This is a genomic window from Lactobacillus sp. UBA5813 (assembly GCF_002417895.1).
Lineage (GTDB): Bacteria > Bacillota > Bacilli > Lactobacillales > Lactobacillaceae > Lactobacillus > Lactobacillus amylolyticus.
On sequence record NZ_DICZ01000017.1, the window covers coordinates 64,215 to 88,769 of the forward strand.

General features: G+C 39.1%; 24 protein-coding genes and 2 other annotated features. Of the genes, 4 read left to right on the top strand and 20 right to left on the bottom strand.

The features are described 5' to 3' along the window. Positions 1 to 8: 8 nt before the first annotated feature. The gene (locus B2008_RS03415; protein ID WP_281829693.1) at positions 9 to 2,099 is read right to left on the bottom strand and encodes a peptidoglycan D,D-transpeptidase FtsI family protein; all 2,091 of its coding nucleotides are present in this window, start codon (positions 2,097 to 2,099) and stop codon (positions 9 to 11) included. Between the two features lie 89 nt (positions 2,100 to 2,188). Here B2008_RS03415 and B2008_RS03420 point away from each other — a divergent pair, with 89 nt between their 5' ends. Both B2008_RS03420 and B2008_RS03425 read left to right on the top strand, forming a co-directional pair. Then, a complete protein-coding gene (locus B2008_RS03420) occupies positions 2,189 to 4,753 on the top strand; it encodes a YfhO family protein (RefSeq protein WP_281829691.1) in 2,565 nt (854 codons plus the stop codon). Between the two features lie 65 nt (positions 4,754 to 4,818). Then, the gene (locus B2008_RS03425; RefSeq protein WP_281829688.1) at positions 4,819 to 5,742 is read left to right on the top strand and encodes an N-acetylglucosamine kinase; all 924 of its coding nucleotides are present in this window, start codon (positions 4,819 to 4,821) and stop codon (positions 5,740 to 5,742) included. A gap of 66 nt (positions 5,743 to 5,808) precedes the next feature. Here B2008_RS03425 and B2008_RS03430 read toward each other — a convergent pair whose 3' ends face one another. The 6 genes from B2008_RS03430 to B2008_RS03455 all read right to left on the bottom strand — a co-directional run bounded on the left by B2008_RS03430 (position 5,809) and on the right by B2008_RS03455 (position 12,294). Then, positions 5,809 to 6,720, bottom strand: coding sequence for an L-lactate dehydrogenase (locus B2008_RS03430; protein ID WP_281829686.1), 912 nt, complete (start codon positions 6,718 to 6,720; stop codon positions 5,809 to 5,811). A gap of 54 nt (positions 6,721 to 6,774) precedes the next feature. Beyond that, entirely contained in the window at positions 6,775 to 7,251 is a 477-nt protein-coding gene (gene greA, locus B2008_RS03435) for a transcription elongation factor GreA (protein ID WP_281829685.1), read from the bottom strand. 83 nt (positions 7,252 to 7,334) lie between these two features. Continuing rightward, positions 7,335 to 9,749: a phenylalanine--tRNA ligase subunit beta gene (gene pheT / locus B2008_RS03440; protein WP_281829684.1), complete on the bottom strand. Its 2,415-nt coding sequence runs from the start codon at positions 9,747 to 9,749 to the stop codon at positions 7,335 to 7,337. Then, a complete protein-coding gene (pheS, locus tag B2008_RS03445) occupies positions 9,749 to 10,798 on the bottom strand; it encodes a phenylalanine--tRNA ligase subunit alpha (RefSeq protein WP_281829683.1) in 1,050 nt (349 codons plus the stop codon). Before pheS ends, pheT begins: the two co-directional genes overlap by 1 nt. Positions 10,799 to 10,835: 37 nt before the next feature. Continuing rightward, positions 10,836 to 11,045: a binding site (T-box leader), on the bottom strand. A gap of 38 nt (positions 11,046 to 11,083) precedes the next feature. Continuing rightward, positions 11,084 to 11,443, bottom strand: a complete 360-nt coding sequence (locus B2008_RS03450) for a winged helix-turn-helix transcriptional regulator (RefSeq protein WP_281829682.1) — start codon at positions 11,441 to 11,443, stop codon at positions 11,084 to 11,086. Positions 11,444 to 11,529: 86 nt separating this feature from the next. Beyond that, entirely contained in the window at positions 11,530 to 12,294 is a 765-nt protein-coding gene (locus tag B2008_RS03455; protein WP_281829681.1) for a TrmH family RNA methyltransferase, read from the bottom strand. Positions 12,295 to 12,392: 98 nt separating this feature from the next. On the opposite strand from B2008_RS03455, the gene B2008_RS03460 reads away from it, so the two are divergent. Together B2008_RS03460 and yidC are read left to right on the top strand one after the other, a co-directional pair. Then, positions 12,393 to 12,668: an acylphosphatase gene (locus B2008_RS03460; protein WP_281829679.1), complete on the top strand. Its 276-nt coding sequence runs from the start codon at positions 12,393 to 12,395 to the stop codon at positions 12,666 to 12,668. A gap of 31 nt (positions 12,669 to 12,699) precedes the next feature. Next, complete coding sequence (gene yidC, locus B2008_RS03465; RefSeq protein ID WP_281829676.1) at positions 12,700 to 13,665, top strand: membrane protein insertase YidC; 966 nt, start codon at positions 12,700 to 12,702, stop codon at positions 13,663 to 13,665. 47 nt (positions 13,666 to 13,712) lie between these two features. Here the strand turns inward: yidC and B2008_RS03470 are convergent, their stop codons facing one another. The 13 genes from B2008_RS03470 to thrS all read right to left on the bottom strand — a co-directional run bounded on the left by B2008_RS03470 (position 13,713) and on the right by thrS (position 24,484). Then, on the bottom strand, positions 13,713 to 15,317 hold the full coding sequence (locus B2008_RS03470) for a HAMP domain-containing sensor histidine kinase (RefSeq protein WP_281829674.1): 1,605 nt from the start codon (positions 15,315 to 15,317) through the stop codon (positions 13,713 to 13,715). Next, on the bottom strand, positions 15,295 to 16,011 hold the full coding sequence (locus B2008_RS03475) for a response regulator transcription factor (protein WP_281829671.1): 717 nt from the start codon (positions 16,009 to 16,011) through the stop codon (positions 15,295 to 15,297). The genes B2008_RS03470 and B2008_RS03475 overlap by 23 nt, the downstream gene beginning before the upstream one ends. A 152-nt stretch (positions 16,012 to 16,163) precedes the next feature. Beyond that, on the bottom strand, positions 16,164 to 16,718 hold the full coding sequence (locus B2008_RS03480) for a YceD family protein (protein ID WP_281829669.1): 555 nt from the start codon (positions 16,716 to 16,718) through the stop codon (positions 16,164 to 16,166). A gap of 1 nt (position 16,719) precedes the next feature. Next, positions 16,720 to 17,868, bottom strand: a complete 1,149-nt coding sequence (locus B2008_RS03485; RefSeq protein ID WP_281829666.1) for a nucleotidyltransferase — start codon at positions 17,866 to 17,868, stop codon at positions 16,720 to 16,722. A 4-nt stretch (positions 17,869 to 17,872) separates the two neighbouring features. Continuing rightward, on the bottom strand, positions 17,873 to 18,220 hold the full coding sequence (gene rsfS, locus B2008_RS03490; protein ID WP_006351593.1) for a ribosome silencing factor: 348 nt from the start codon (positions 18,218 to 18,220) through the stop codon (positions 17,873 to 17,875). A 14-nt stretch (positions 18,221 to 18,234) separates the two neighbouring features. After that, positions 18,235 to 18,831, bottom strand: a complete 597-nt coding sequence (yqeK, locus tag B2008_RS03495) for a bis(5'-nucleosyl)-tetraphosphatase (symmetrical) YqeK (protein ID WP_281829664.1) — start codon at positions 18,829 to 18,831, stop codon at positions 18,235 to 18,237. Further along, the gene (locus B2008_RS03500; protein ID WP_281829661.1) at positions 18,824 to 19,462 is read right to left on the bottom strand and encodes a nicotinate-nucleotide adenylyltransferase; all 639 of its coding nucleotides are present in this window, start codon (positions 19,460 to 19,462) and stop codon (positions 18,824 to 18,826) included. Before B2008_RS03500 ends, yqeK begins: the two co-directional genes overlap by 8 nt. An 11-nt stretch (positions 19,463 to 19,473) precedes the next feature. Beyond that, on the bottom strand, positions 19,474 to 20,583 hold the full coding sequence (yqeH, locus tag B2008_RS03505) for a ribosome biogenesis GTPase YqeH (RefSeq protein WP_281829658.1): 1,110 nt from the start codon (positions 20,581 to 20,583) through the stop codon (positions 19,474 to 19,476). Then, positions 20,576 to 21,100 (bottom strand): YqeG family HAD IIIA-type phosphatase, encoded by a 525-nt coding sequence (locus B2008_RS03510; RefSeq protein WP_281829656.1) that lies wholly within the window; start codon positions 21,098 to 21,100, stop codon positions 20,576 to 20,578. Before B2008_RS03510 ends, yqeH begins: the two co-directional genes overlap by 8 nt. A 111-nt stretch (positions 21,101 to 21,211) precedes the next feature. Next, positions 21,212 to 21,568, bottom strand: coding sequence for a 50S ribosomal protein L20 (gene rplT, locus B2008_RS03515; RefSeq protein ID WP_281829655.1), 357 nt, complete (start codon positions 21,566 to 21,568; stop codon positions 21,212 to 21,214). Between the two features lie 42 nt (positions 21,569 to 21,610). Continuing rightward, on the bottom strand, positions 21,611 to 21,811 hold the full coding sequence (gene rpmI / locus B2008_RS03520; RefSeq protein WP_281829654.1) for a 50S ribosomal protein L35: 201 nt from the start codon (positions 21,809 to 21,811) through the stop codon (positions 21,611 to 21,613). Positions 21,812 to 21,831: 20 nt separating this feature from the next. Further along, positions 21,832 to 22,365, bottom strand: coding sequence for a translation initiation factor IF-3 (infC, locus tag B2008_RS03525; RefSeq protein ID WP_281829803.1), 534 nt, complete (start codon positions 22,363 to 22,365; stop codon positions 21,832 to 21,834). Between the two features lie 25 nt (positions 22,366 to 22,390). After that, positions 22,391 to 22,501 (bottom strand) — a sequence feature (ribosomal protein L20 leader region). 48 nt (positions 22,502 to 22,549) lie between these two features. Further along, a complete protein-coding gene (gene thrS, locus B2008_RS03530) occupies positions 22,550 to 24,484 on the bottom strand; it encodes a threonine--tRNA ligase (protein ID WP_281829653.1) in 1,935 nt (644 codons plus the stop codon). Positions 24,485 to 24,555: the final 71 nt, after the last annotated feature.

Genomic DNA, 24,555 nt, shown 5'->3' on the forward strand with positions numbered 1-24,555 from the left:
AGTACTTTTTATTTGTTTGCAGCGAAGTAGTCTTTAACCATTGCTTTGGCAACTTGCAAAGTGTAAGTTCCTTCCATGCTTGGATCAAGTCCTGGGAAAATAACCGCAATCGCAAGTTTAGGATTCTTCGATGGTGCATAACCAACAAAAGTAGCATTAATCAATTCTGGTTGATTCTTCTTGTTTGGATGATCAGGGTCGTAGTAGAAGGTCTGAGCAGTACCAGTCTTACCAGAAATTGAAGGCTTAACATTCTTCAATGGGTGAGCAGTACCCCAGGCATTGGTACCATGAACAACTCTGTAAAAACCAGTTTGAATGATGTTCAGCTCCGCCTTGCTCCAAGGAATTTGCTGTTGGACAACCGGCTTCTTGTTGTAGTTGATATAGATCTTCTTACCATTGGAACTGGTTTTACCAATTCCTTGAACGATATATGGCTGCATCCGGTAGCCACCATTGGCAATCGTTGATACATATTGCACCATTTGAATTGGCGTATATGCATCATAGTTACCATAGGCCAAGTCAAGAAGTGAACCTGAAAGGATTCTGCCCTGACTGTCAAAACTCTGACCTTCAATTCCGGAAACTTCGCCAGGAAGGTCAACACCGGTCTTTTGGCCTAAGCCAAACATTGCGAAGTTCTTCCGCAAAACATTGAAGGCATCATTCGGCATTGAAATATAAGTCTTAGGTACATATTTGGCCTTTACCCACTTAAGTGCCAAGTGCATCATGTAAATGTTACTTGAAACTTCCAGAGCAGTTTCAGCATCCAAGGAGCTGAAAGTACCAACAGGATAAACGGATTTCTTCACAGGTGATCCTGGCAAATAAATTGGCGTATCAGGAAGGGTATTGCTTGTTGGCGTAATTACATTATTAAGCAAACCGCCGGCAACCGTTGCACCCTTAACAGCAGAACCCATAACGAAGGACTGGTTGATTACGCCAAGGGCATTATCAGTAACTTTGTTTGTTTTTACGTTATGGCTTAATCCCGCAATTGCAAAAAGTGCCCCAGTCTTTGGATTCATCGCTACTGCATAAGCACCAGAAGAATATTTAGCAGCTCCAGCTGAAAGTGCGGAAGCATAAACCTTCTTCAAGGCTGCTTGAACTTGCTTCTGATACTTGGCATCAATCGTCAGCATCAAGCTTGCTCCGGCTTGACCTTTATAAACCGTCTTGGTTTGCTGAATATCGCCATTGCCTTTAGTTTCAACTTCACTTTGAGACTTGGTTCCTTTTAACAAAGCTTCATATTCTTTTTCAAGATATGAAGTACCGACCCGGTCGTTACGTGAGTAACCTTGCGCCAAGTAGTACTGCAAGTTGTCACTTGGCAATCCGGATTTTTCGGTAGAAACAGAACCAATAATACTTTGAATTGATGAGCCGTTTGGATATGAACGTTCCCAGTCGGTTCCGATACCAACACCAGGCAAATCTGAAAGGTGTTCACCCACTTGGGCCAATTCTTTATCAGTTAAGCCCTTATTCTTAATATAAATGGTTGATAAAGTATAGGCACCAGAGATCTTGTTAAAGATCAAAGCTGCTGTTTTTTGCCGTTTGGTAAATTTGATCTTTTCTTTTTTAACTTCTTTAATCAAATTCTGGGTAAGTTCTGTTGAGGATACATTGTTGCCTTTTTCAGATTTTGGCAATTTTGCTTCGATTTTAGTAGAATTAGCAGTATCCGCAAGATAATATTCAGCCAATTGCTCTTGCGTTGGCTTTTCATCAGTAATGCTGATGTAAGCACTCAAGGCAGTGGAAATCTGATAGATCTGCTTGGAAGAAGTTGATTCACCCTTGGTATAGGTAATCGCGTTATTTGCTTTATTACCTACCAATACTCGGCCTTTGGAGTCATACATAACTCCACGAGGCACCTGATTGGAAACAACGGTTGAGTCATTCTGAGCTACTTCAGACTTAAAGCGCGATCCATAAGCCAATTGCAAATAGGCTAATTGACCAATCAAAAGCGCAAAAAGGATAAAAATAATCCCAAGAATGATTTTCATTCTGATTGGGGTTGAGGCTTGTTTTTTAGAGCCCGTCCCACTATTTTTTCTAAAATAATCCACGTTGATCGTCCCTTACTAAAACTGCAATTATTTTAACAAAAAGTTCGCTGTAATTCTAATATTCTAATGGAGCTTAGATAAATTTTAAAATGTCATTCAAAAAATTTTTAAATCGTAAATCTGCAGGATACTTTTTCAGTTTTATTGTTCCCTGTCTAACCTTATTTATTTATTTCGCTGTTAATCATTATAACGTTTTAACAGTTGATCTTGGACAACAATATGTCGATTTGCTTGCCTTTTTGCGCAGCAATTTATTTACGCATCCCACTAAACTGATATACAGTTTTCAAAATGGGCTTGGCGGTTCGATGATCGCGACAGATGCCTATTACCTGCTTAGTCCTTTCAACCTTGTGCTGTTTCTTTTTCCTAAAAGCCAATTGCCAATTGCAATTTTAACTATCATTAGTTTAAAATTCGGTGCCAGCGGACTTGCCTCATTTTATTATTGGCATCGCGAAAAAGGCATCGGTTTCTTTTACAGCTTAGCGGCAAGCTGGGCATATGCGCTATCAGGCTACATGGTCGCCAACTACTTCAACTTGATGTGGCTGGATTCAGTAATTCTTTTGCCACTATTAATTGCAAGTATTGATCGCGTATTGCGTGGGGGAAAAAAACATTTGGTTCTAATCACCTTTTTATTATGGTTCACCAACTTTTACACAGGCGTGATGACGCTATTCTTTGGCCTGCTCTATTTGCTTACCCAGATCTTTTGGTTAAAAAAATCAGAAAGACTATCACGTTTTTGGACATATCTCACACGAAGCATTGTCGCTTCGTTCTTAGCAGCTTTTGCCCTGCTTCCCAGCTTCTTTGAGCTGCTCGCAAACAAAGCTTCAACCAAGGTAAATTGGACCTTCTCCTGGCAATTCAACCCCGTTTTAGAACTTGGAAAATTAGCTGACGGCAGCTACAGCTTTCATGAAATGGAAAGCGGCATGCCTAATCTTTTCTATACCATGCCCTTTTTGTTAGCAACTATCCTCTACTTTTTGAGTCGCCGATTCAGCTGGAAAAAGAAGCTTGCTAACGGATTGCTGCTGCTCTTCTTGCTGCTCTCATTATCATTTACGCCATTGGTCTTATTCTGGCATCTCGGACAGTTTCCAGTTTGGTATCCCGGTCGCTTCAGCTTTGTACTGATCTTCTTCTGCTTGAATTTGGCATTAGCTTATTTGCACACTGAACAAAATCCTAAATTGTGGCAGCGAATTACCGTTGGCGTAATCGCCATTGCCTTAGTGAGTTATTGGTACTTTGCACAAAACAGCTTTACCTTCTTTACCCAGACCAATCTGATCACATCAACGACCTTTATCGTGCTGGGCTTGCTATTCTTTTTCTTTATCTTTGCACAATACCATCTTGATAAACCTTTTTTTGCAGCTGTCGTCGGAATTGAAGCCATTGCAAGTCTAGTTTTGTCACTGAATAATCTTTCCTTTCAAAAAAATTCCGCTTATCAAAAATTTGCGCAAAATTCATTGCAAGCAAGTTCTTATTTGCAAAAAATTGATCCGACCCTCTATCGAACTGAGAAAACCTTCTCTCGTTCAGATGAGGATCCTTTTACAGCTAATTACAATGGACTGTCCAGCTTCAACTCCGTCACAGATCAACGAGTCTTAAAATTATTGGCAAACTTGGGCTTTTTGCATAACAGCAATTCTTACACCAATAACGGCGGTAGTTTGATTACCGACGATATCTTTGGCATTAAGTATTACATCCAATCCAACTATGCTAGCGACCATGTTTCTTCACAAGCCAAAATGGCTTTTGACAATGACAATCATCGGGTTGATATTGATTCTTATGCCGTTAAAAAAGAGTTCAAGCAGCTACTGGTGTCAAGAAATTCAACCGCACTGCCCCTCATATTCATGGCGCCAATGAATAACCAAAAGCTGACTTTCAACGGTGATGAACCTGCCTACAATCAACAAAAACTCCTTCAAAATATCATTGGCAAGAAGACAATTTTCTTCCAACAGATTCCATTCCCTAAGCCTACATTAAGCGGCTCAGTCTATTCCAAAATTTCACGGCAATATACTAAGAAAAAGAATGCAAAACAGAGCAAGATCACTTTCAGCATTCCGCTTAAAAATAATGACGCTTATTATCTGCAGCTGCCTTCAGGTTTAGACAACACGCAAATGTCGCTTTACGTGAATAATCAAGAAGTTGATTTAACTGTTCGTGATGAGCAAAGCCACCTCATTAGTTTGGCTCACAATCAAAAAGGAACGAAATTAATTGTAACGATGGTCATGAATCAAATGGATTTGGATCTGAGTCAAATTAAACTATTCGAATTGAACACTACAAAGCTAAATAATGCTATCAAAAAATTGAAGCTGAACGCACCAAGCGTTTATCAAAATGGTTTAAAGCTAACAACTTCAACTTTCACCAGCACGAAAAAGCAAAGACTGTTAACAACAATTCCTGCAAGCAAAAATTGGCTTGTTTTTGACAACGGCAAACGACTAAAAAGCAGTCAATTTGCTAGTGCCTTCATGCAGGTTGAATTAAATAAAGGCAAGCATCATCTGACATTTATCTATGTGCCATGGCTGCTTTTAGTTGGAATTTTATTGAGTATTTTGGCATTAATTTGTTTAAAATTGTTTTTCCACTAGACTAACCTTTACCTTTTGTAATAAAATGAATGCGGTAACATTTTAAATAGAAAGAAGAGTGAATTATGGCTCTCAAATACCAAATTGGTGTAGACGCTGGTGGTACCCACTCTACAGCTATCGCTTATGACATGGATGGTAAAGAACTTGGCCATGCAGAAGGCGGCCCAGGCCAAATTAACGCTGACTACGAAGGCGGTATTAACAATATCGCCGATGCTGTTAATGATTTAATGAACAAGATTGATGGCGACTGCATGCGCGTTTTAGCCGGAATTGCTGGTTTATCAGTTGTTGGCAACGCTCCAGAAGTCGCAGCAACAATTTCATCAAAGATCAACAACTTGCCAACTCGTGCAATCACTGACTCACTTTTAGCCCTCTACAATGGACTTGAAGGTGATGATGGTGCCGTGGTTATTGCCGGTACCGGTTCAGTATTCAACGGTTTGCAAGATGGTCACTTGATCTCTGTCGGCGGTTACGGCAATATTTTAGGTGACGAAGGATCCGGTTATGCAATCGCAGTTACAGCTATGAAGTCAGCCCTTCTCAGCTGGGATAAACGTGAAGACAACGCTTTAATTCCAATGTTCACTAAATTATTCGGTGTTGAACATATGGACGATTGCAACGCTAAATTCTACCGGATGGCTAACCCTGAAGTAGCCGGCATGGCTGTCCACGTTGCTAAGCTTGCTGACAGTGGTGACAAAGATGCAACCAGCGTTATTAAGGATCAAGCTCATTTATTAGCTCGCGATATTATCATCGGTCTTGATCGTTATGAAGATCCAAAGCCAATGAAAATCGCTTTAACTGGTTCAGTTTTGGCTAACAACGAAATGATGCGTGGTTTGATTGAAGATGAAGTCAAGACCAAGTATCCTGACGCAATCTTCTCAGTTTCAAACGGTGAAAATGCTCGTGGCGTTATCTTCGACAAGAGTGAGGATTACCGTTACTTCACCAACCACGAAGACAGATAATCAACAGAAATCAATAAAAAAACGGCTAGGACAAACGTCCTAGCCGTTTTCTTTTATTCAAAATTATTATTTCTTAAGGCTTGCCAAATGTTCCTTAATCTTGTTGGCAGATTCGGTTAATTTGGTATGTTCTTCATCAGTAAGCTTCAATTGAATTAATTCTTCGATCCCATCACGACCAATAATTGCAGGATAGCCAATATAAGTCTTGAATTCTGGGTCATAAGTTGAAACTGGTGCAAACAATCTAGCATCTGAGAAAATTGCTTGAACCAATCTAACTGCACAAGTTGCAATCGCATATGAAGTATAGCCCTTGCCAAAAGCAACTTTGAATGAGTTCTTATTTGATTGAGCACTGATCTTATCTTGATCTTCTTCGCTGAATAATTGCAAAGCAATCTTATTGTTTACACGGACCGTTGACCAAGCAGTAAATTGTGAAGAACCATGTTCGCCCAAAACGAAGCCTTCAACATTTCTTGGATCTTGCCCCAACTTTTCACCAACAATTCTTTGCATTCTGGCAGTATCAAGAAAAGTACCTGTACCAAATACTCTATTCTTCTTCAAGCCAGTGGTTTCTTGCAAGATTTGAGAAACGGCATCACAAGGGTTTGAAATATTAATAATAATACCTTTGAAGCCGGTCTTCTTAATCTTCTCACCAACTTCTTTGGCATTGGCTGCGTTCAAGTTAAATTCGCCAAAACGATCGCCAGTCTTAACGGAAGCATCAATATCACCAAAAGAGGTAACAATAATGTCGGCATCCTTCAAGCCATCCCAATCTTGCATTTTGACATCAACATAATAGTTGTTGCGTGCCAAAGTATCATGCAAGTCATTATATTCAGCTGAAGCCTTCTTTTCATTTTTGTCGATTAAAATTAATTCATCAGCAATTCCATGGGTAAAAAGAGTATAAGCTACAGTAGCACCAACGTGACCCATTCCGATAATTCCAATTTTTCTCATTTTAAAAGCCTTTCTAGCAAAAACGGACCAGGCTTCACTCCTGATTCCTTTTCATTAAGCTTCAACTTTGTTAATAACAACGTCAAATTTACCACCAGGAGTGGTAATTGATACTGTTTCGCCCTTCTTCTTGCCAATTAAAGCTTGGGCAATTGGTGAATCGTTAGAAATCTTGCCGTTAAGTGGATCTGATTCATCACTACCTACGATGGTGTAGGTTTCAGGATCGTCTTCACCAACTTCAGTATAAGTAACAGTCTTACCAACAGCTACTTCATTAGGATCAACAGAATCTGCATCAACAACTTGTGCATATTTAAGCATTTCTTCTACTTGTTCAATTCTGTCTTCTACATGACTTTGCTCATCTTTTGCGGCATCATATTCTGAGTTTTCAGACAAGTCACCGTAAGAACGAGCAACCTTTATTCTTTTAATAACTTCTGGACGTTTTACTAATTTTAAGTCTCTTAATTCTGCTTCAAGCTTTTCTTTACCTTCAGCAGTCATTGGAAATGATTTTTCTGCCATTGAACATAATACTCCTTATTTTGACGAAATAAATCTCTTATGCACTGATCAATGATATTAATTTATCCCCATAAAGTCAACCTTTAACGAATCTTAACTTCAAGGTCATTCATTAAAGCTTCGGTAATCTTGTTCATTGCCTTAGTAACAACTTCATCTGTCAAAGTATCGTGTTCATTCAAGAATGTCAAATTGTAAGCTAAACTCTTCTTGCTTGGCTCAATATGACTTCCTTCATAAACATCAATTACTTTAAGGTTCTTCAAGTACTTGCCGGCATTAGCAAGAATGACATTTTCAATTTCGCTATTGGTTACATCCTTCTTGACCAAAATTGAAAGATCACGTTCAATTGCTGGGAACTTAGGTGCTGGCTTAGAAGTCATGCCCTTATTTAAAGTTGCATCAATGGCATCAAGGTCTAATTCATAGCCATAAAGTTCGCTACCTCTTAAAGCCTTATCAGCCATCGTTACAGCATGAGCAATCATACCGATCATTCCAATATATTGACCATCAAGGTAAATTGCAGCCGTTCTGGTTGGGTGCATGCCGTTAATTTCTGCAGCCTTGTACTCAATCTTGTTTTCATCAAGGCCAATTGCTTCAAACAAGTCCTCTAATTGACCCTTTACATAGAAGAAATCAACCTTTTCATTCTTGTGTTGCCAGTTGTCTTCAAAAGTACTGCCAGAATACAAAGTTGCAAGGTGTTCATGTTCATTGAAAGTATCATTGTCATGATCATAAACACGACCTTGTTCAAAGAAGTGCAAGTCATTTTCCTTACGAGCAAAGTTGTAGCTAGCAGCATCTACCAAACCAGTCATCAGGTTTTGTCTCATTGCTGAACGAGCTGAGTTTAATGGCATTTCGACTTCAACTAATGGCTTAGGATTCATAGTGAAGCGAATTGCTTTTTCTGGTGAAGTCAAAGAGTAAGAAATAGCTTCCATCAAACCTTGACCTTCAACCACTTTCTTTACGCGACGCAACTTAGTTTCGGCCTCAGAATATCCACCATGTGTTTCAGCTAATAAAGGTTGCGTTGACTTCAAATTATCATAACCATAAATTCGGCCAACTTCTTCAACCAAATCAGCTGGAATAGCAATATCCCATCTTCTATTAGGAACAGTGACAGTTAATTGATCACCATCAACTTGAGTTTCAAAGCAAAGACGATCAAGAATTTTAACCATTTCATCTCTTGATAATTCAATACCAAGAACATTATTAATATAAGAAACAGTGGTCTTGACTACTGCCGGCTTTCTTGTTTGGTCAGTAGCTTTGATTTCACCAGCGTTAACAGTTGCGCTAGCATCATTTCTAAGAAGAAGAGCTGCCATGTCAATTGCTTTTTGGGTATTATCCCAGTTGATGCCCTTTTCAAAACGACTTGAAGCTTCAGTTCTGTTAGCATGACGAAGAGCTGCCTTTCGAACCAAAGTTCCATCAAAGACGGCTGATTCCAAAATAACATCAGTAGTATCATTTTCTACTTCTGAATTTTTGCCGCCCATGACGCCAGCCATCATAACTGGTTTGTCACCGTCGGTAATAATAATATCGTTTGGATCAAGTTCAATCTCTTTGTCATTGAGCAAAGTCAGCTTTTCTCCCTTTTCGGCTTTTCTGACAACCAATTTGCCACTCTTGAATGTCTTAGCATCATAAGCATGCATTGGTTGACCAGTCAAAAGCATAACGTAATTAGTAACATCAACGACATTGTTGATTGGACGAATGCCAGCATTCCAAAGACGTCTTTGCATCCATAATGGTGAATCGCCAATTTTAACGCCAGAAACTTTTCTTAAGTAATACTTAGGAGCAAGCTTTTCGTCAACTTCAGCATCCAATTCTGATGTCCAATCTGGGCCATCTTCTTTTAACACGACATTTTCAATTTGAGGCTTTTCATTGACAATTGCCCCAACTTCGTAGGCTGCACCTTCCATTGATAAAGTATCAGCACGGTTAGGCGTAATATCAAAGTCTAAAATGTAGTCGTCCATGCCAAGTGCTTGATAAACATCATCGCCTGGCTTAACTTCAGCATCTTCAGGGAAGACATAAATACCGTTAACGTATTTCTCAGGAACAGTGCTGTCACTGAAGCCAATTTCTTGCAAAGCACAGAGCATTCCGTAGCTTTCCATGCCCCGGATTTTGCCCTTCTTGATCTTTTCATTGCCAGCAATTCTGGCGCCATGAAGAGCAACAATTACATTTTCACCTGCGGCAACGTTTGGAGCACCACAAACGATTTGCAATGGCTCATCTTCACCGACATCAACGTGAGTTAAATGAAGGTGGGTGCCTTCAACAGCCTTACAATCTGAAACGTGACCAACAACGATCTTTTTCAGGCCTTCTTGAGGGTGATTAACAGAAGCAATTTCAACGCCTGTTCTAGTAATTTTTTCTGCTAAATCCTTTGGATCTTGATCTAAATTAAGAAAATCTTGTAACCAATTGTATGAAACTAGCATTAGTCTTCCTCCTTACGGAATTGTTCCAAGAAACGTTTATCATTGGTGTAGAAATCACGAATATCATCAATGCCGTATTTCAAAATAGCAAAACGATCAAGACCAACACCAAAGGCAAAACCACCATAAACAGTTGAATCAACGCCAGCATTTTCCAAAACGTTAGGTTGAACCATACCAGCACCCAAAACTTCGATCCAACCAGTGTATTTACAAATTGGGCATCCCTTACCATTACAATTGAAGCAAGAAACATCCATTTCAACTGAAGGTTCAGTGAATGGAAAGTAGCTTGGGCGAAGACGAGTTTCACGATCCTGACCAAAGACATGCTTAGCGGTCATTTCAAGCGTGCCCTTTAAGTCACTCATAGTGACATGCTTATCAACAACCAAACCTTCCATTTGCATGAATTGGTGTGAGTGCATTGCGTCGTCATCGTCACGACGGTAAACCTTACCAGGTCCTACCATCTTTAACGGACCCTTTGAAAAGTCATGCTTTTCAAGGACACGGGCTTGGTCACCTGAAGTCTGTGACCGAAGCAAGTTTTCGTAATCAATATAGAAAGTAGCTTGCATGTCACGAGCTGGGTGATCTTTTGGCAAATTCATCATTTCAAAACAGTAGTGGTCAGTTTCAATTTCTGGACCTTGAACAACGGTGTAGCCCATTCCGATGAAATATTTTTCAAGATCATCCAAAATAATGTTGATTGGGTGCTTTGACCCCACATGGCTTCTTCTGCCTGGAAGGGTAACGTCTACGCGTTCATCTTCCATCTTTTTAGCAATCAATGCTGCTAAAAGAGCCTTCTTCGAATCATCTAATTGCTTGTTGAACAAATCACGCAGTTCATTCACTCTTTGACCAACTTCGCGCCGATCTTCTGGCGCCACTTCTCTTAATGAGTGTAAAATTTTGGTCAATTCACCCTTACGGCCAACCAATTGCACCCGTACTTCATCAAGCTTCTTTTCATCAGAGGCTTTTTTGATTTCCTCGAGTCCTTTTTCACGGAGCTCTTTTAACTTATCAAATAAGTCCATTTAATTTTTCCTTTCGGATAAAAAAGCTTCATCCCTCAAAAGGGACGAAGCTTCGCGGTACCACCCTAGTTTAGACATAGCAGATTATGCCTACACTTTTGCTTTCGATAACGGTGAAATACCGGAATTGATTAGATCCTACTCGCAAGATGAAATTCACAACTTAAACTTCAGCCTTTCTTTCAGCTAATAAAAAGACCTCTCTAATCAAGTTCTTATTGCTACTAGTCTTGTTCTCAGTAATTAATTATTAGGATAATTCATTAAGTTTTAATTTGCAAGCCTTTAAGCCCATTTATCTGCCCAAGTGTGAACTGAATCAAACACTGGCTTCAAAGCTGCTCCTTTAGCTGTTAAGCCATAAGAAATAATACCAGTGTCCTTATCGACAGTTCTTTTAACGATGCCATCCTTTTCAAGCTCCTTGAGTCTTTCAACCAAAATTCTGTCTGAACAAGCAGTTACGCAACGAGCCAAATCCTTAAAACGCATCATTTTTGTGTCGCATAGTGAACTAATAATCAAGCCATTCCACTTTTTGCCAATAATTTCAAAAGCATGGATAAAATGCTGGCATAATTCGTAATCAGCTGGGTTTTTACAGCCACAATCTTTTACGCTCTTTTCTTTTACTCCTTGAGCCATAAGTAATACCTCCTGCAAATATAATTGTTATTTTTAGCTTTGATTTTATTATAAATAAGCTACTTACTAAAAACAAGCAAAACGTCTTACGCAAAATGATAAATCATAATACCGGCAGCAACGGCCGCATTGAGTGATTCGGCCTGACCAAAAATTGGAATATACAGTTTAGTATCGCTTAAGTTGGTAATAAAATCACTTACTCCATGAGCCTCGTTGCCAATAACTAGACCAAGTTGTGCTACTTTTTCAAAATCAGGCAATTTTTTTGCAGTTTTATCCAGCATGCTGGCATAAACTGGAATATCGCTAGCCTCCAATTGGGTAATGACATCAGTCAAATCTTTAATGATGATATCGATATGAAATTGACTTCCCTGCATTGCGCGCTGAGTTTTAGGATTATATAAATCAACACTCTCTGGTGACAAAACAACCCCATTAAAGCCAGCCGCATCTGCAGTTCTAATAATCGTACCCACATTGCCAGGATCGGCTAAATTATCAAGCAAAACCCATTTGCCATAATTAAAAGAGAAATCTTTTGGTTGAGCAATTTTTAACACGGCGAAAATTTCTTGCGAATTCTTGGTTGAACTCAAATGCCGCGCAATTGCTTTATTAATCAAGATAACGTTTTTAGCGTCTAAACTAACCCCAGCTTCTTCCGCCTTATTTAGTGCTTCATCGGTACCAAGCAGATAAATAAATTTGCGGTTGGCCTTTAATGCTTCTTCAAACAAATGGAAGCCTTCAATTAAGTAAAGACCGGTTTCTTCACGATATTTCTTTTTATTGAGTTTTTCTAATTCTTTGACAAGCTTATTGTTTACTGAACTGATTTGTTTCATGTTTGTCCTCTTTTCTATCTCCCTATTTTAAATGACATTTATTAAAATTAACATGTTAGAATTAAAGATAGTTGATTTTATAAAGGAGATATTATCATATGGAAACTTGGAAATTAGTTGTCTCCGGTCTCGTTCAAGGCGTAGGCTTTCGCTGGAGTGTTCTAAACTATGCTCAAAGCTTAGGAATCAATGGGACTGTTAAAAATAATGCTGATTCCACTGTCACGATCACTCTGCAAGCTGACAAGCAAACAGTCAATTCCTTTATTCAAAATTTGCCCAAACATATCTCACCTTTTGCCAAAATCAAAAATATTCAGGCAGAAGAGCTGCCAGGGGAGGAAAAGATACATAACTTTCATGTATTATATTAAGGTCAGAAAGAAAACAAATCAGGTGAATTGAATGAAAAAATATCGTAAATATTTAGGTCTCTTAGTTTTGGTCTTATTAGTAGCCGTGATCGTCACCGGCTGTTCCTCTGGCGGGAACCCGCAAAAAGGCATTCCGCCACATGGTGGAATTTATGGCTGGGTCTACACATGGATTGGAATTCCACTGCAAAACGTAATGCTTAAAACGGCTAATGCAATCAAAGGTGCGAATGGCGCAGGCTGGGCCATTGTCATTATTACCTTAGTCGTAAGAACAATCCTTTTGCCATTAATGCTAGCCCAACAAAAGAAGAGCGTCACCCAGCAAGAAAAGATGGCTCGCTTGCAGCCACAAATGAAGCTGATTCAAGAAGGCATGAAACACAAGCCGATGACTCCTGAGCAGCAAATGCAGTTGTCCAAATGGCAGCGTGAATTATACCAAAAGAATAACGTTTCTTTAACTGGTGGAATCGGCTGTCTGCCATTATTGATTCAAATGCCAATCATGATGGGAATTTACTCAGCCGTTGCTTATTCATCAGTTTTGAGAGAAGCTTCATTCTTTGGAATTTCCTTGAACAGCAAGTCTCTTGTTTTAGCAATTATTGCGACTGTTTTTGCAGTTATTCAAGGCTACATTTCATTAATCGGCATCCCTAAGGAACAAAAGAAGACAATGCAGTCCATGATGTTCATGAACCCAATTATGACCTTGTTCTTCAGTTTATCCTTCTCTGGTGCTTTGGCTTTGTACTGGGCAGCCGGCAACTTTGTAACAATTATTCAACAGATACTGGTAACCTTTGTTATTACGCCACGCGAAAAGAAACGCGTTGCAGCTGAAATTAAAGATCACCCTATTCAAACCGTCGTTACTAAGAAGAACGTTAATGATCTATTTAATGGTGCTGCAACAGATGCTTCTAGCGAAACAAAAGAATTGCATCAGGATTTGCGTAAACGCAATCAAGGCAAACAACAAAAACGTAAATAAAGATCATTGAATACGAAAAAAGACAGGATTTAAAATCCTGTCTTTTTTTATAAGATTCCTTCTGGCTTTTTTGGCTCTTCAGTCTTTTCTTTTTCCGCTTCAATCTTTTTAAGCTTGTCTAATTTTTGTGGCGTTAGAATTGGAAAGTCGATCTTAAATTGACTTCCTTGACCTTCGACTGATTCAACGCTAATCTTGCCATTATAGCTTTCTACAAGCTTCTGAGCGATCGAAAGACCTAAGCCATTGCCACCCTTTTCACGCGTTCTAGCCTTATCAACTCGATAGAAGCGGTTAAAGATCTTGCTTTGATCAGCCTTGGGAATTCCTTCACCGAAGTCCTGAACAACAATTCGAACATTATTCGGAGTTACACCGGCCGAAACATTAATCTGCTTGCGATCGGTTGAATATTTTATGCCATTATCAATCAAAATAACCAAAATTTGTTCTAAGTGGCCGTGATACATTTTAATATACGTATTTGCAGGCAAATCGTCTACATCCAGCTGCAAATTAAAGTCCTGGTGGACTAGAGCCAGATCATCAACTACACGACTTAGGACCTCATTTACGTTTGTATAAGCATTAGGATATTGAACATCAATTTGTTCAGCCCTTGTCAAATCAAGCATTCCCTGAATCAAATGCTTCATTCGATCTGCCTCTTGCAGGGATGCTTTGATAGATTCATCCAGAATTTCCGGATCATCTTTTCCCCAACGCTCCAACATATTCAAATGTCCCTCAATAACGGCAACCGGAGTTCGCAATTCATGCGAAACATCACTGACAAACTGCTTTTGTTGATCAATATAGCGCTGCATTCGGTCAAGCATTTTATTGAATGATTTAACCAAATCTTCCAGTTCATCATTTCGATTCAAGTCTTTTATTCTGACGTCACTGTTTGGATCATCATTAACTTTTTGTGCAACACCAGCCATTTCTTTAATCGGCTTAACAACATCGCGCACAATGAAGAAAGCAATCCCACTAAACAAGACAATTGCCACTAATGAAATAAAAATCATCCAGTGCAGCAAATTGTTCATTAAGTGATTGTAATAAGTCATTTTGTTCGAAACAACAACATAGCCTGTTACTTTACCAGTCTGATTAGAGACAATTTTTTGAGAAGTAATTAAGGTTGACTTATTGTTTCTTCGTATAACTTTTTGCCAGGAGCTGCTGCCCTTAAATTTGTGCAATTTCGGCGTATCTTCACCATTTGCGAAGACAACTTCATTATGAAGATTGTACACAGCAACACTAATATCTGGATTGGAAATCGAAGAAATCAGTGCATCGCTGAAAGCACTAGAATTTGAGGAAGAATCATGATTAATCGTTGGTCCACCGTTTAAAATTCTTTGCGTGCTGGGTGAAAGTGCGGGAATAACATTTGAAATCTGCAGTTCTTTCGGAATAGAAACCAGCGATGAGTTCAAAGTGGCAACCACTCTGTTGGAAACTGATTCCTGCTGCTTCATTGACTGCTGGCTGACAGTCGAATAAATTACCATTGAAAAAATAAGAAAAGAGACCATGATCGTCAATGAAACGATACTTACCCATCTAACAATAAGCGATGAGTGTTGGGTCTCTTTTATTTTCTTATTTCTCTTCTTATTCTTTGTCATCATCTTCATCTCTTACCATATAACCCGTGCCACGCACAGTTTTAATGTAAGAAGGGCGACCTGGGACATCAATCTTGTTACGCAAGTAACGAACGTATACTTCAACAACGTTGGTTTCAATATTTGATTCTGGACCCCAAATCTTATTAAGAAGTTGGTCACGACTAACAACATTGTTCTTGTTGTGAATCAAAGTCATTAACAAGTTGTATTCACGTTTTGTAAGATCAATTGCCTTGCCATCGCCGCGGTGAACAATTCTGTTGGCTGTTTCAATTGTTAAATCTTTAAATTTTACAATTTGCTGCTTGGCTACAGTTACGTTTTGATCTTCTTTCTCAATCTTTACACGGCGTAAAACAGCACGTAATCGAGCTAATAATTCCTCAATTGCGAATGGTTTAACAATATAATCGTCTGCACCGTGGTCCAAACCAGAAACACGGTCGATAACTGAATCTCTAGCAGTCATCATAATAATAGGCGTAGTCTTAGATTGACGAACCCGACGTGCTATTTCCAAGCCGTTTAAATCCGGCAACATTAAGTCGAGCAGAATAGCGTCAAAATTTTCATTTAAAGCTTGATCCAAGCCTTTACGACCATTATTTTCAACTACTGTTTCATAGTTCTCGTGTTGTAATTCCAATTGTACAAAACGAGCTAAATTTTTTTCATCTTCAATAATCAGAATTTTTGCCATGATTTTACTCAGTTCCTGTCCATAATTAACTTTACTTTAACAAAACTGTTAATAAAGGTTTCATAACTAAAGGATACTTTAAAAAACATCCAAAAACAAGAAAAAAAGCAACCGATCTTAAAAAATAATTGATTACTCTAACAAATATTTATTTATTTCTTATTTTTATTTTGATCATCAAATAAGCCCTTTAATTTTGCAAAAGCAGGATTAATTTTATTCTTTTTTCCTTCATCAAAGGCCTTTTCGGAAACAACTTCCCAACCCTTGCCCTCTGGATAAATGTGCTCGTCTTTTTCTTTCTCTGTCAAAATAGTGGTAGGAATATTTAACAAAATATTATCTTCGACAGCAGTTTGCAAGTCGATCGCATCATTGTTTATCGTGACAATTGGATCCTGATTTTCATCCAGCTCATCCTTAGTTGGCTCATCTTGGCTGTAGTTCTCTGTAAAAGTAAACTCTTCATGATCATCTACAGGTGCTAGACTTCTGCTGGATGGAACCACTAAATCCGCACTGACTTTAAAATTTCCAGTGACGTATGGCTCATCATAAAACAAGTCGCCACTGACTTTGATATTTTTTGCTTGATACAAGAGTTTTTGACTGCGCTTCAAAAATTCTGGACGAACTTCAACTTCACGCTCGATATGAACCATCGGCGCAGCATTGTTTTTAACTTTTGAAAAATTAATTGAAAGCATTCTATACCTCGATTGGACGTTGACCAAAGTTCTGATCAACATGCATTATTTGTTCAAATAACCGATCCACTCGCACCTGCAGTTTGAGTGAGCCATTTTTAGAATTGCGTTTATCAACTTTGGATACAATATTCAAATTTTCTTTGCGAATATCCTTTAAGTAGCGCCGACCTAGCTTGCTGAATCCCAAAAGGGTCAAGCTTTCATCATTAAAGCTATCAATCATATCATCTTGCGTTACATTCAAAAGCGTATATAGACACAGACGACGCAAGCGAGAATATGTATAGCGCTTGGATTTTATTCGCCGCAAAAATTCAGTAAAGTCCCTAGCCAGATGAATTTCTGCCTTCATCTTGTATTCTAGGCCTTCACTCATCTGATAAATACTTTGCAATTCAGAAATAGAAGATGATTCGATGCGATATTTTAAAAATGGAAACATTAAGTTCCAGTTTGGATATACTTTCTGTTTAGCAAGTTCAATTGCTTCTGCCTTAGGCAGCCAAGTCTTTAACTGACTTTTATCCTCATCGTGCAGAAGCAAGTTGCGAATCGCACTTGCGCTTTGAACAACGCCATTTCTTTGCAAAATATCATCGTGATTAACCCCAATCCGATTAATTGGATGCAGCTGCATTGGAGAGTCCAAATTATGATTGGCAACGGCATAAGCTAACCCAAGAATTGCGTTTGGAGCATTAACCTCGTAGCCTACTTCACGAGCAACCATTTGATTATATTGCGTAGAATAGGTTTGACTATAATCCTTAAAATTCATCGAATTTGGTGGAATTTCAGCAATTTTTGAACCCAAATAGGCAAAATTCAAGTTGGCATCTTCTACACCGAAAACTAATGTCTTGACCCCTAATTTTGCTAAAGCTTCGATGCTGCCCAAAGCAAAAAGATCAGCTGGTTCAACCGAAGTGGAAAAAGGCATTTCAAAAACCAGATCTGCACCTGACTGCAGGGCGGTTCTAGCACGCGACCACTTATTCATAATTGCCATTTCGCCGCGCTGAACGTAATTGCCTGACATCAAAACAATAATTGGATCTTTACCAGCCACCAAACGTGCCTGATTGAGCAAAAATTCATGACCGCTATGAAAAGGATTATATTCAGCAATGATCCCAACTACACTCATGAATTTAGTCTTCCTTTATCTCTAACTTTTTACCATCTGCCCATAATTTTTCAAGGTTATAAAATTCACGAGCTTCTCTAGTAAAGATATTGACTACGACGTCACCTAAATCAAGCAAAAGCCAATTTGAATCTCTAGTACCTTCAATTCGATAGTCAGTGTAATTATTTTCGTGAGCTTCATCGACAATTGAGTTAGCAATCGCATGCAATTGTCTGTTTGAGCCGGCACTGGTAACAACGAAAAAGTCGGATAAAATACTAATGCCGCGCATATCGTAAGCCTCAGTATCTTCCCCATGACGGTCACTAATTGCTTTTAAAACAAAATCTAAAACTTCAGTATTCTTCAAATCTTTCTCCTTATTTATTTGTTAACACTCCACACGTTATAAGCTTCTAAGGTGCGGGGATAAATTTTATTTCTTTGTTCAATCAAAAATTCTAGCGTATGTGCCAATTGATAACCAACGCCTGCATCTAAATTGGCATAAGTTATTTTGCGTGCCTCTTCTACTCCGGGAAAATCACGACCTGGTTCAATAAAATCAGCCATAAAGACAATCTTGTCCAAAGTAGTCATTTCCTTATCAGCAGTAGTATGGCGCCAAACAGCTTTTAAAATTTCAGGATCAGTAATCTTTAAATCACGCTTGATAAAATATATTCCGACAATCCCATGCCAAATTGCACGATTCCAGTTAAGCAAGTCTTGATCAAAGCCTTCATTTTTGATTACTTTGCGATACTCTTCAACTGGCACTTGCTTGGCATAGTCATGAACAAATCCTGCCAGAGCAGCCTTATCTTCATCATAATCATTTAATTTAGCTAATTTGCGTGAAGTCTCGCTTACTCTAACACAGTGCTGGAAGCGTTTATTATCCATATTTGCTTTTTCTTTAGCAATTATTTCATCACTAGAAAGCGGTGAATAGGTTTCCTTAAAAAACAAATCAGTCACGGTAAAGCCCATTTTCTTCAATATATTGCCGAACGCTTTCCGGTACCAAATACCGAATTGAAGTACCAGTAGCAACTGAACGACGAATTGCAGTCGAAGACAAACGAATGTCTGGTGCATCAATCCAAATCATTGGATACTGCGGATCTTGCGGATAGCCTGGACGACGAATACCTACTAGCGTAACCAATTTTGCCAATTCTGGCGCTTCTTTCCAGGTGTGGAAACTGTTAACCTGATCACTGCCCATAATTAAGTAGTAATTATTCTGCGGTGCTTTTTCCTTAAGATAGCGCATCGTATCAATCGTATAAGATACGCCGCCGCGGAACAATTCCAACAGTTTTACTCGAAACTTTGGATTGTCTTGCGTTGCCAAATCAAGCATAGTAGCCCGATCCTTTGCAGAAGTCAGCGGCGCATTTTTATGCGGCGGGATATTGTCCGGAATAAACCAAACCTCATCAAGGCGCAACTTCGTCATTGCCTGCTCAGCTGCAACTAAGTGAGCAATATGAACAGGATCGAATGTTCCGCCCATTATTCCAATTTGACGGCCACGCTTATCTTCATCTATTTTAGGTTCTACTTTTGTGACGGGCTTTTTTTCAACACATTTTGCATTTGCCATGATTAAAACCTCTAAATTAAAGCTCTACGAATACCTAATCCTATTTTATCAGGTGTATAGGTCTTCACAACACAGTCTTTTGGAACAGTAACGAAACCGACACCACCAAAGAGCAAATCACTCTTGTAATCAGTGTGATACTCCTGTCCTTTGAGCGCCGGCAAATAATTTTCACCGGTTGGCGGAGTCAATAACTCGCCCACGTGTTTTTGATAAAAATCATCCGCATTTACAGTCTTAGTACGATGCAGTTTAACGCCTCGTGCAGCATAAACCGTAAAGCTGGTAGATTGACCTTTAAGATAGTCGATTCGGCCTAAACCACCCAAAAAGATGGTATTTCCAGGCAGCAACTGAAAGGTAGCAGGTTTAATCGGTTTTTTAGGTGAGACTACTTCAAGATCGGCAGCGTTAAGACGAGTGGCCAACTGATTCGTACTCATAATTCCCGGCGTATCAATCAGGTGGTGGCCATTTTCAAGTGGAATTTCAATGCGATCAAGCGTAGTTCCTGGAAAACGAGACGTAGTAATTACGTCCTTTATATCGCCCATTTTATCAATAATGGCATTAATTAAAGTAGACTTGCCGACATTGGTCATTCCAACAAAGTAAATATCACGGTCTTGTGAAGCTTGATCTAAATACTCAATCAGCTCATCCAAGTTCTTTTGGCGAGCAGCTGAAATTAAAAATATTTTTGAGGGATACAATCCCATGCGATTTGCTTCTTGACGCATCCAGTCTTTAATTCGACTTTGACGAGAATTTAAAGGAAAAAGATCAAACTTATTACCGACTAGGATAAATTCTTTATCGCCGACAAAACGTTTAAGCGAGGCTAGCAATGAGTTAGAAAAGTCAAACAAATCAACTACATTCACTACTAAAGCCTTCTTAGTTGCCAGTGAATTCAGCAGTGCCAAGAAATCATCATTATTCAGATCAACAGGCATGATTTCATTATAATGACGCAAACGAAAACAGCGTTGACAATAAACGTTTTCCGTTTCTCCTGCTGCCGCCTTCTTTAAAGCGGCAGCTGGCAAATAGCCGGCCTTTTGGGGGTCGTCTGATTGCAAAACAGCACCACAACCAATACAAATAATTTCATCATCCATTTTTCAATGTCTCCTTAAAGGTTACTCGATGTGACAAGGCTAAAAAGAAGAAAATAATTTTTTCGAAAAAGCGATTGATTCGCGTATTCCACTTGTCAGTTTCAACCAGTGGCTTGACTAATACTGTTTGGACGCCGGCCAAATTGCCAGCCTGCATATCGGTGATTAATTGGTCACCGACCATCATTACTTGCTTTTTATTTAAACCTAATTCTTCTCTCTCTTTGCTAATCGCAAAAGGCAATGGCTTTTTAGATTTAGCAACAAAGGCAATGTGATATAGATTTAAAACTTTGCCTACTCTTTCGGCATTATTATTTGAAATGACAACCAGCTTGATGCCAGCTTTTTGCAAGCGTTGATTTAACTTATCCATTTCTTTGGCAGTTTCAAATTTGTTCCAAGCTAAAAGCGTATTATCCAAATCTGAGAAAACCGCCTTGATTCCCATATCTTGAAGTTTTTCTGTTTTTAAATGATAAATTGTATCAATTGTGTATTTCGGGCGAAATAACATTCTCTAAATTCCCTTCATTAATGTACTATTCTAATATTATCAGAAAAGGACCCGATTTGATAAATTTAGGTATAAAAAAAACTGGGAAATTCCCAGCTTTCTTTAACTCTTTTAGTTTAAAGCTTTTTTAGCAGTATCTGCTAACTTAGCAAAAGTTTCTGCATCGTTGTAAGCAATGTCAGCAAGCATCTTACGGTTCATGTCAATACCGGCCAACTTCAAGCCGTGCATTAACTTAGAATATGAAATATCGTTTTGTCTTGCAGCTGCGTTAATACGAGCGATCCATAACTTTCTGTATTCGCTCTTACGCTTTCTACGGTCACGGAATGCGTACTTGTAGGAAACAAACAATTGAGTGCTTGCAGCCTTAAATTGCATATGCTTTGCGCCACGGTAACCCTTGGCAAGCTTCATAATCTTCTTACGACGTTTACGTGTTACAGTTCCACCTTTAACTCTTGGCATCAGAAATTCCTCCTAATATCGTTATATCGTACTTAATAATAATTAACGCATTTGGGAAAGCATCTGTTTGATGCGCTTCATATCACTGCGTGAAACCATAGCAGCTTTTCTCAAATGACGACGTTGCTTCTTAGTCTTACCGTGGAAACGGTGACCAGTAAATGCGTGATGACGCTTTAAACCACCATTAGCAGTTCTCTTAAAACGCTTAGCAGAAGCGCGGTTTGTTTTCATTTTTGGCATTGTTAAATTCCTCCAATTAATTAGTTATTATTTTTGTCTTTTTCACTCTTAGGTGCAAGCATCAAGAACATTGAACGACCTTCCATTTTAGGTCTGCTGATAACTGTTGCAATATCTGAAGTAGCTTCAGCCATCTTTTCAAGTACTTGTTGACCTAATTCCTTGTGAGTGATTGCTCGGCCTCTGAAACGAATAGAAACACGAACCTTGGCTCCTTCTTTAGTAAGGAACTTCTTAACATGCTTCAACTTAGTATCAAAGTCGTTTCCTTCAATTGTTGGACTTAAACGAATTTCCTTGACACTAACCATCTTGGACTTCTTACGAGATTCCTTCAACTTCTTTTGTTGTTGGAAACGGTACTTACCATAGTCCATGATTCGAGCAACTGGTGGCTTAGCATTAGGCGAAATCAAAGCTAAATCAAGTCCAGCGTCACTAGCTTGACGCATGGCTTCACTCTTTGAAACAACGCCTAATTGTTTACCATCTGCATCGATTAAACGAACCTCGCGTGCACGAATTCGATCGTTTAAGATTAAATTCCTTGGTATGACTCTTCACCTCCGTGTTAATTTGAGGACAAGAAAAAGGTGGGATAAGTAACACCCACCTTTAATCAACAGAAATTATCGATCAGCCCAGAGGTTTATTAACTTAGGCGAGAAGCGGGAGCTTCTTCTTGTTCTCAACTAGAAATAGTATACTCGTTTAACTCTTATCAGTCAACAAGAGATTTTAGTTTTTACGTGAGTATGACTTGACGTCAGCATCAATTTCGTTAATGAATTCGTCAAGACTCTTTGAGATTTCTTCATCAGTACCGTAACGACGAACGTTTACGCTATTTGACTTCATTTCTTCATCACCTAATACCAAAGTGTATGGTACCTTTTGGGTTTGTGATTCACGAATCTTGTAGCCAAGCTTTTCATTACGGTTGTCAACTTCTGCTCTGAAGCCGCGCTTAGCAAGTTCTTGACGAACCTTTTCAGCGTATTCGCCGTGAGCGTCATTGTTAACCGGAATGATTTCAGCTTGAATTGGTGCAAGCCAAGTTGGGAAGGCACCCTTGTAAATTTCAGTCAAGTAAGCGATGAATCTTTCCATAGTACCTACGATACCACGGTGAATCATAACTGGACGGTGTTCTTCACCATCTTTACCAACATAAGTCAAACCGAAACGATCTGGAAGCATGAAGTCAAGTTGAATAGTTGACATGGTTTCATCATTACCTAAAGCAGTCTTAGTTTGAATATCAAGCTTTGGGCCGTAGAAGGCAGCTTCACCTTCAGCTTCAACATAGTCAAGGCCAAGGTCATCCATAGCACCTTTAAGCATCTTTTGACTTCTTTCCCACATTTCATCGTTGGCAAAGTACTTTTGAGTGTTCTTTGGATCACGGTATGAAAGTCTGAAGTAGTAGTCAGTAATGTCAAAGTCTTTGTAAACATCCATGATCAACTTCAAAATCTTAGCAAATTCATCTTGAACTTGATACAAGGCAACAAAGGTGTGACCATCGTTCAAAGTCATTTCACGTACACGTTGAAGACCTGACAAAGCACCGGACTTTTCATATCTGTGCATCATACCCAGTTCAGCAACACGAAGTGGCAAGTCACGGTATGAACGAATGTGGTGCTTAAAGATTTGAATATGTGAAGGACAGTTCATTGGACGAAGTTCAAGCATTTCGCCATCACCCATGTCCATTGGTGGGAACATATCGTCACGGTAGTGTGCCCAGTGACCTGAAGTCTTATAAGCATCAAGGTTCATCAAAACTGGAGTATATACGTGTTGGTAACCGTCAGCTACTTCACGGTCGATGATGTAACGTTCAACGACACGACGAATGGTAGCACCCTTTGGCATCCAGTAAGGAAGACCTGCACCAACCTTTGGATCAACGAAGAAGAGGTCAAGGTCACGACCAATAGTTCTGTGGTCACGTTCCTTGATTTCTTGACGACGCTTAAGATCAGCCTTTAAGTCAGCTTCCTTGAAGAAGGCAGTACCAAAGATTCTTTGAAGCATTGGATTTGACGATTTGCCCCACCAGTAAGCACCAGCTACTGACAAAAGCTTGAAGTGCTTGATCTTGCCAGTGTTTGGAAGAAGTGCGTCAAAGCCAAAGTCAACAAAGTCGCCAAGCTTGTATGCATCAACAACATCATCGTCAATCTTAGCAAGAAGTGCACTCTTGTATGGATCGTCTTTATATTCATCTTCAAGATCTGACTTGCTTACGCGAACATGTTCAATCTTTTCACCGTTCTTAATAGCCTTTTCCATAGCTTTTTCAAGTTCTGGCAATTCACCAATCTTAATTTGGTCATCCTTGTCAGTATCAACATAGAAGCCATCTTCATCGGCAACATGTTCACCTAAGTGAAGCTTTGGATATTTAGCTTTAGCAACTGCTTCAAAAAGGAATGCGGCAGTAGCACGCAAAACATCTAAGCCTTCTTCATCCTTATCAGTGATGATTGCAACTTCAGCATCACTATCAAGTTCGTAGTCAAGTGGTTCAATTTGACCATTAACCTTACCTGCTACAGCAGCTTTTCCAAGTGAAGTAGCAATCTTATGTGCTAAATCAGCGATTGACAAGTTTTCATCAAAATCTTTCTTTGAGCCATCTGGCAAAGTAATTGAAAAACTCATTATTTTCCTCCAGAAAAATAAAAAAGTCCCAGTGCCATACAGCACTGGGACGTTAATTAGCGTGGTTCCAC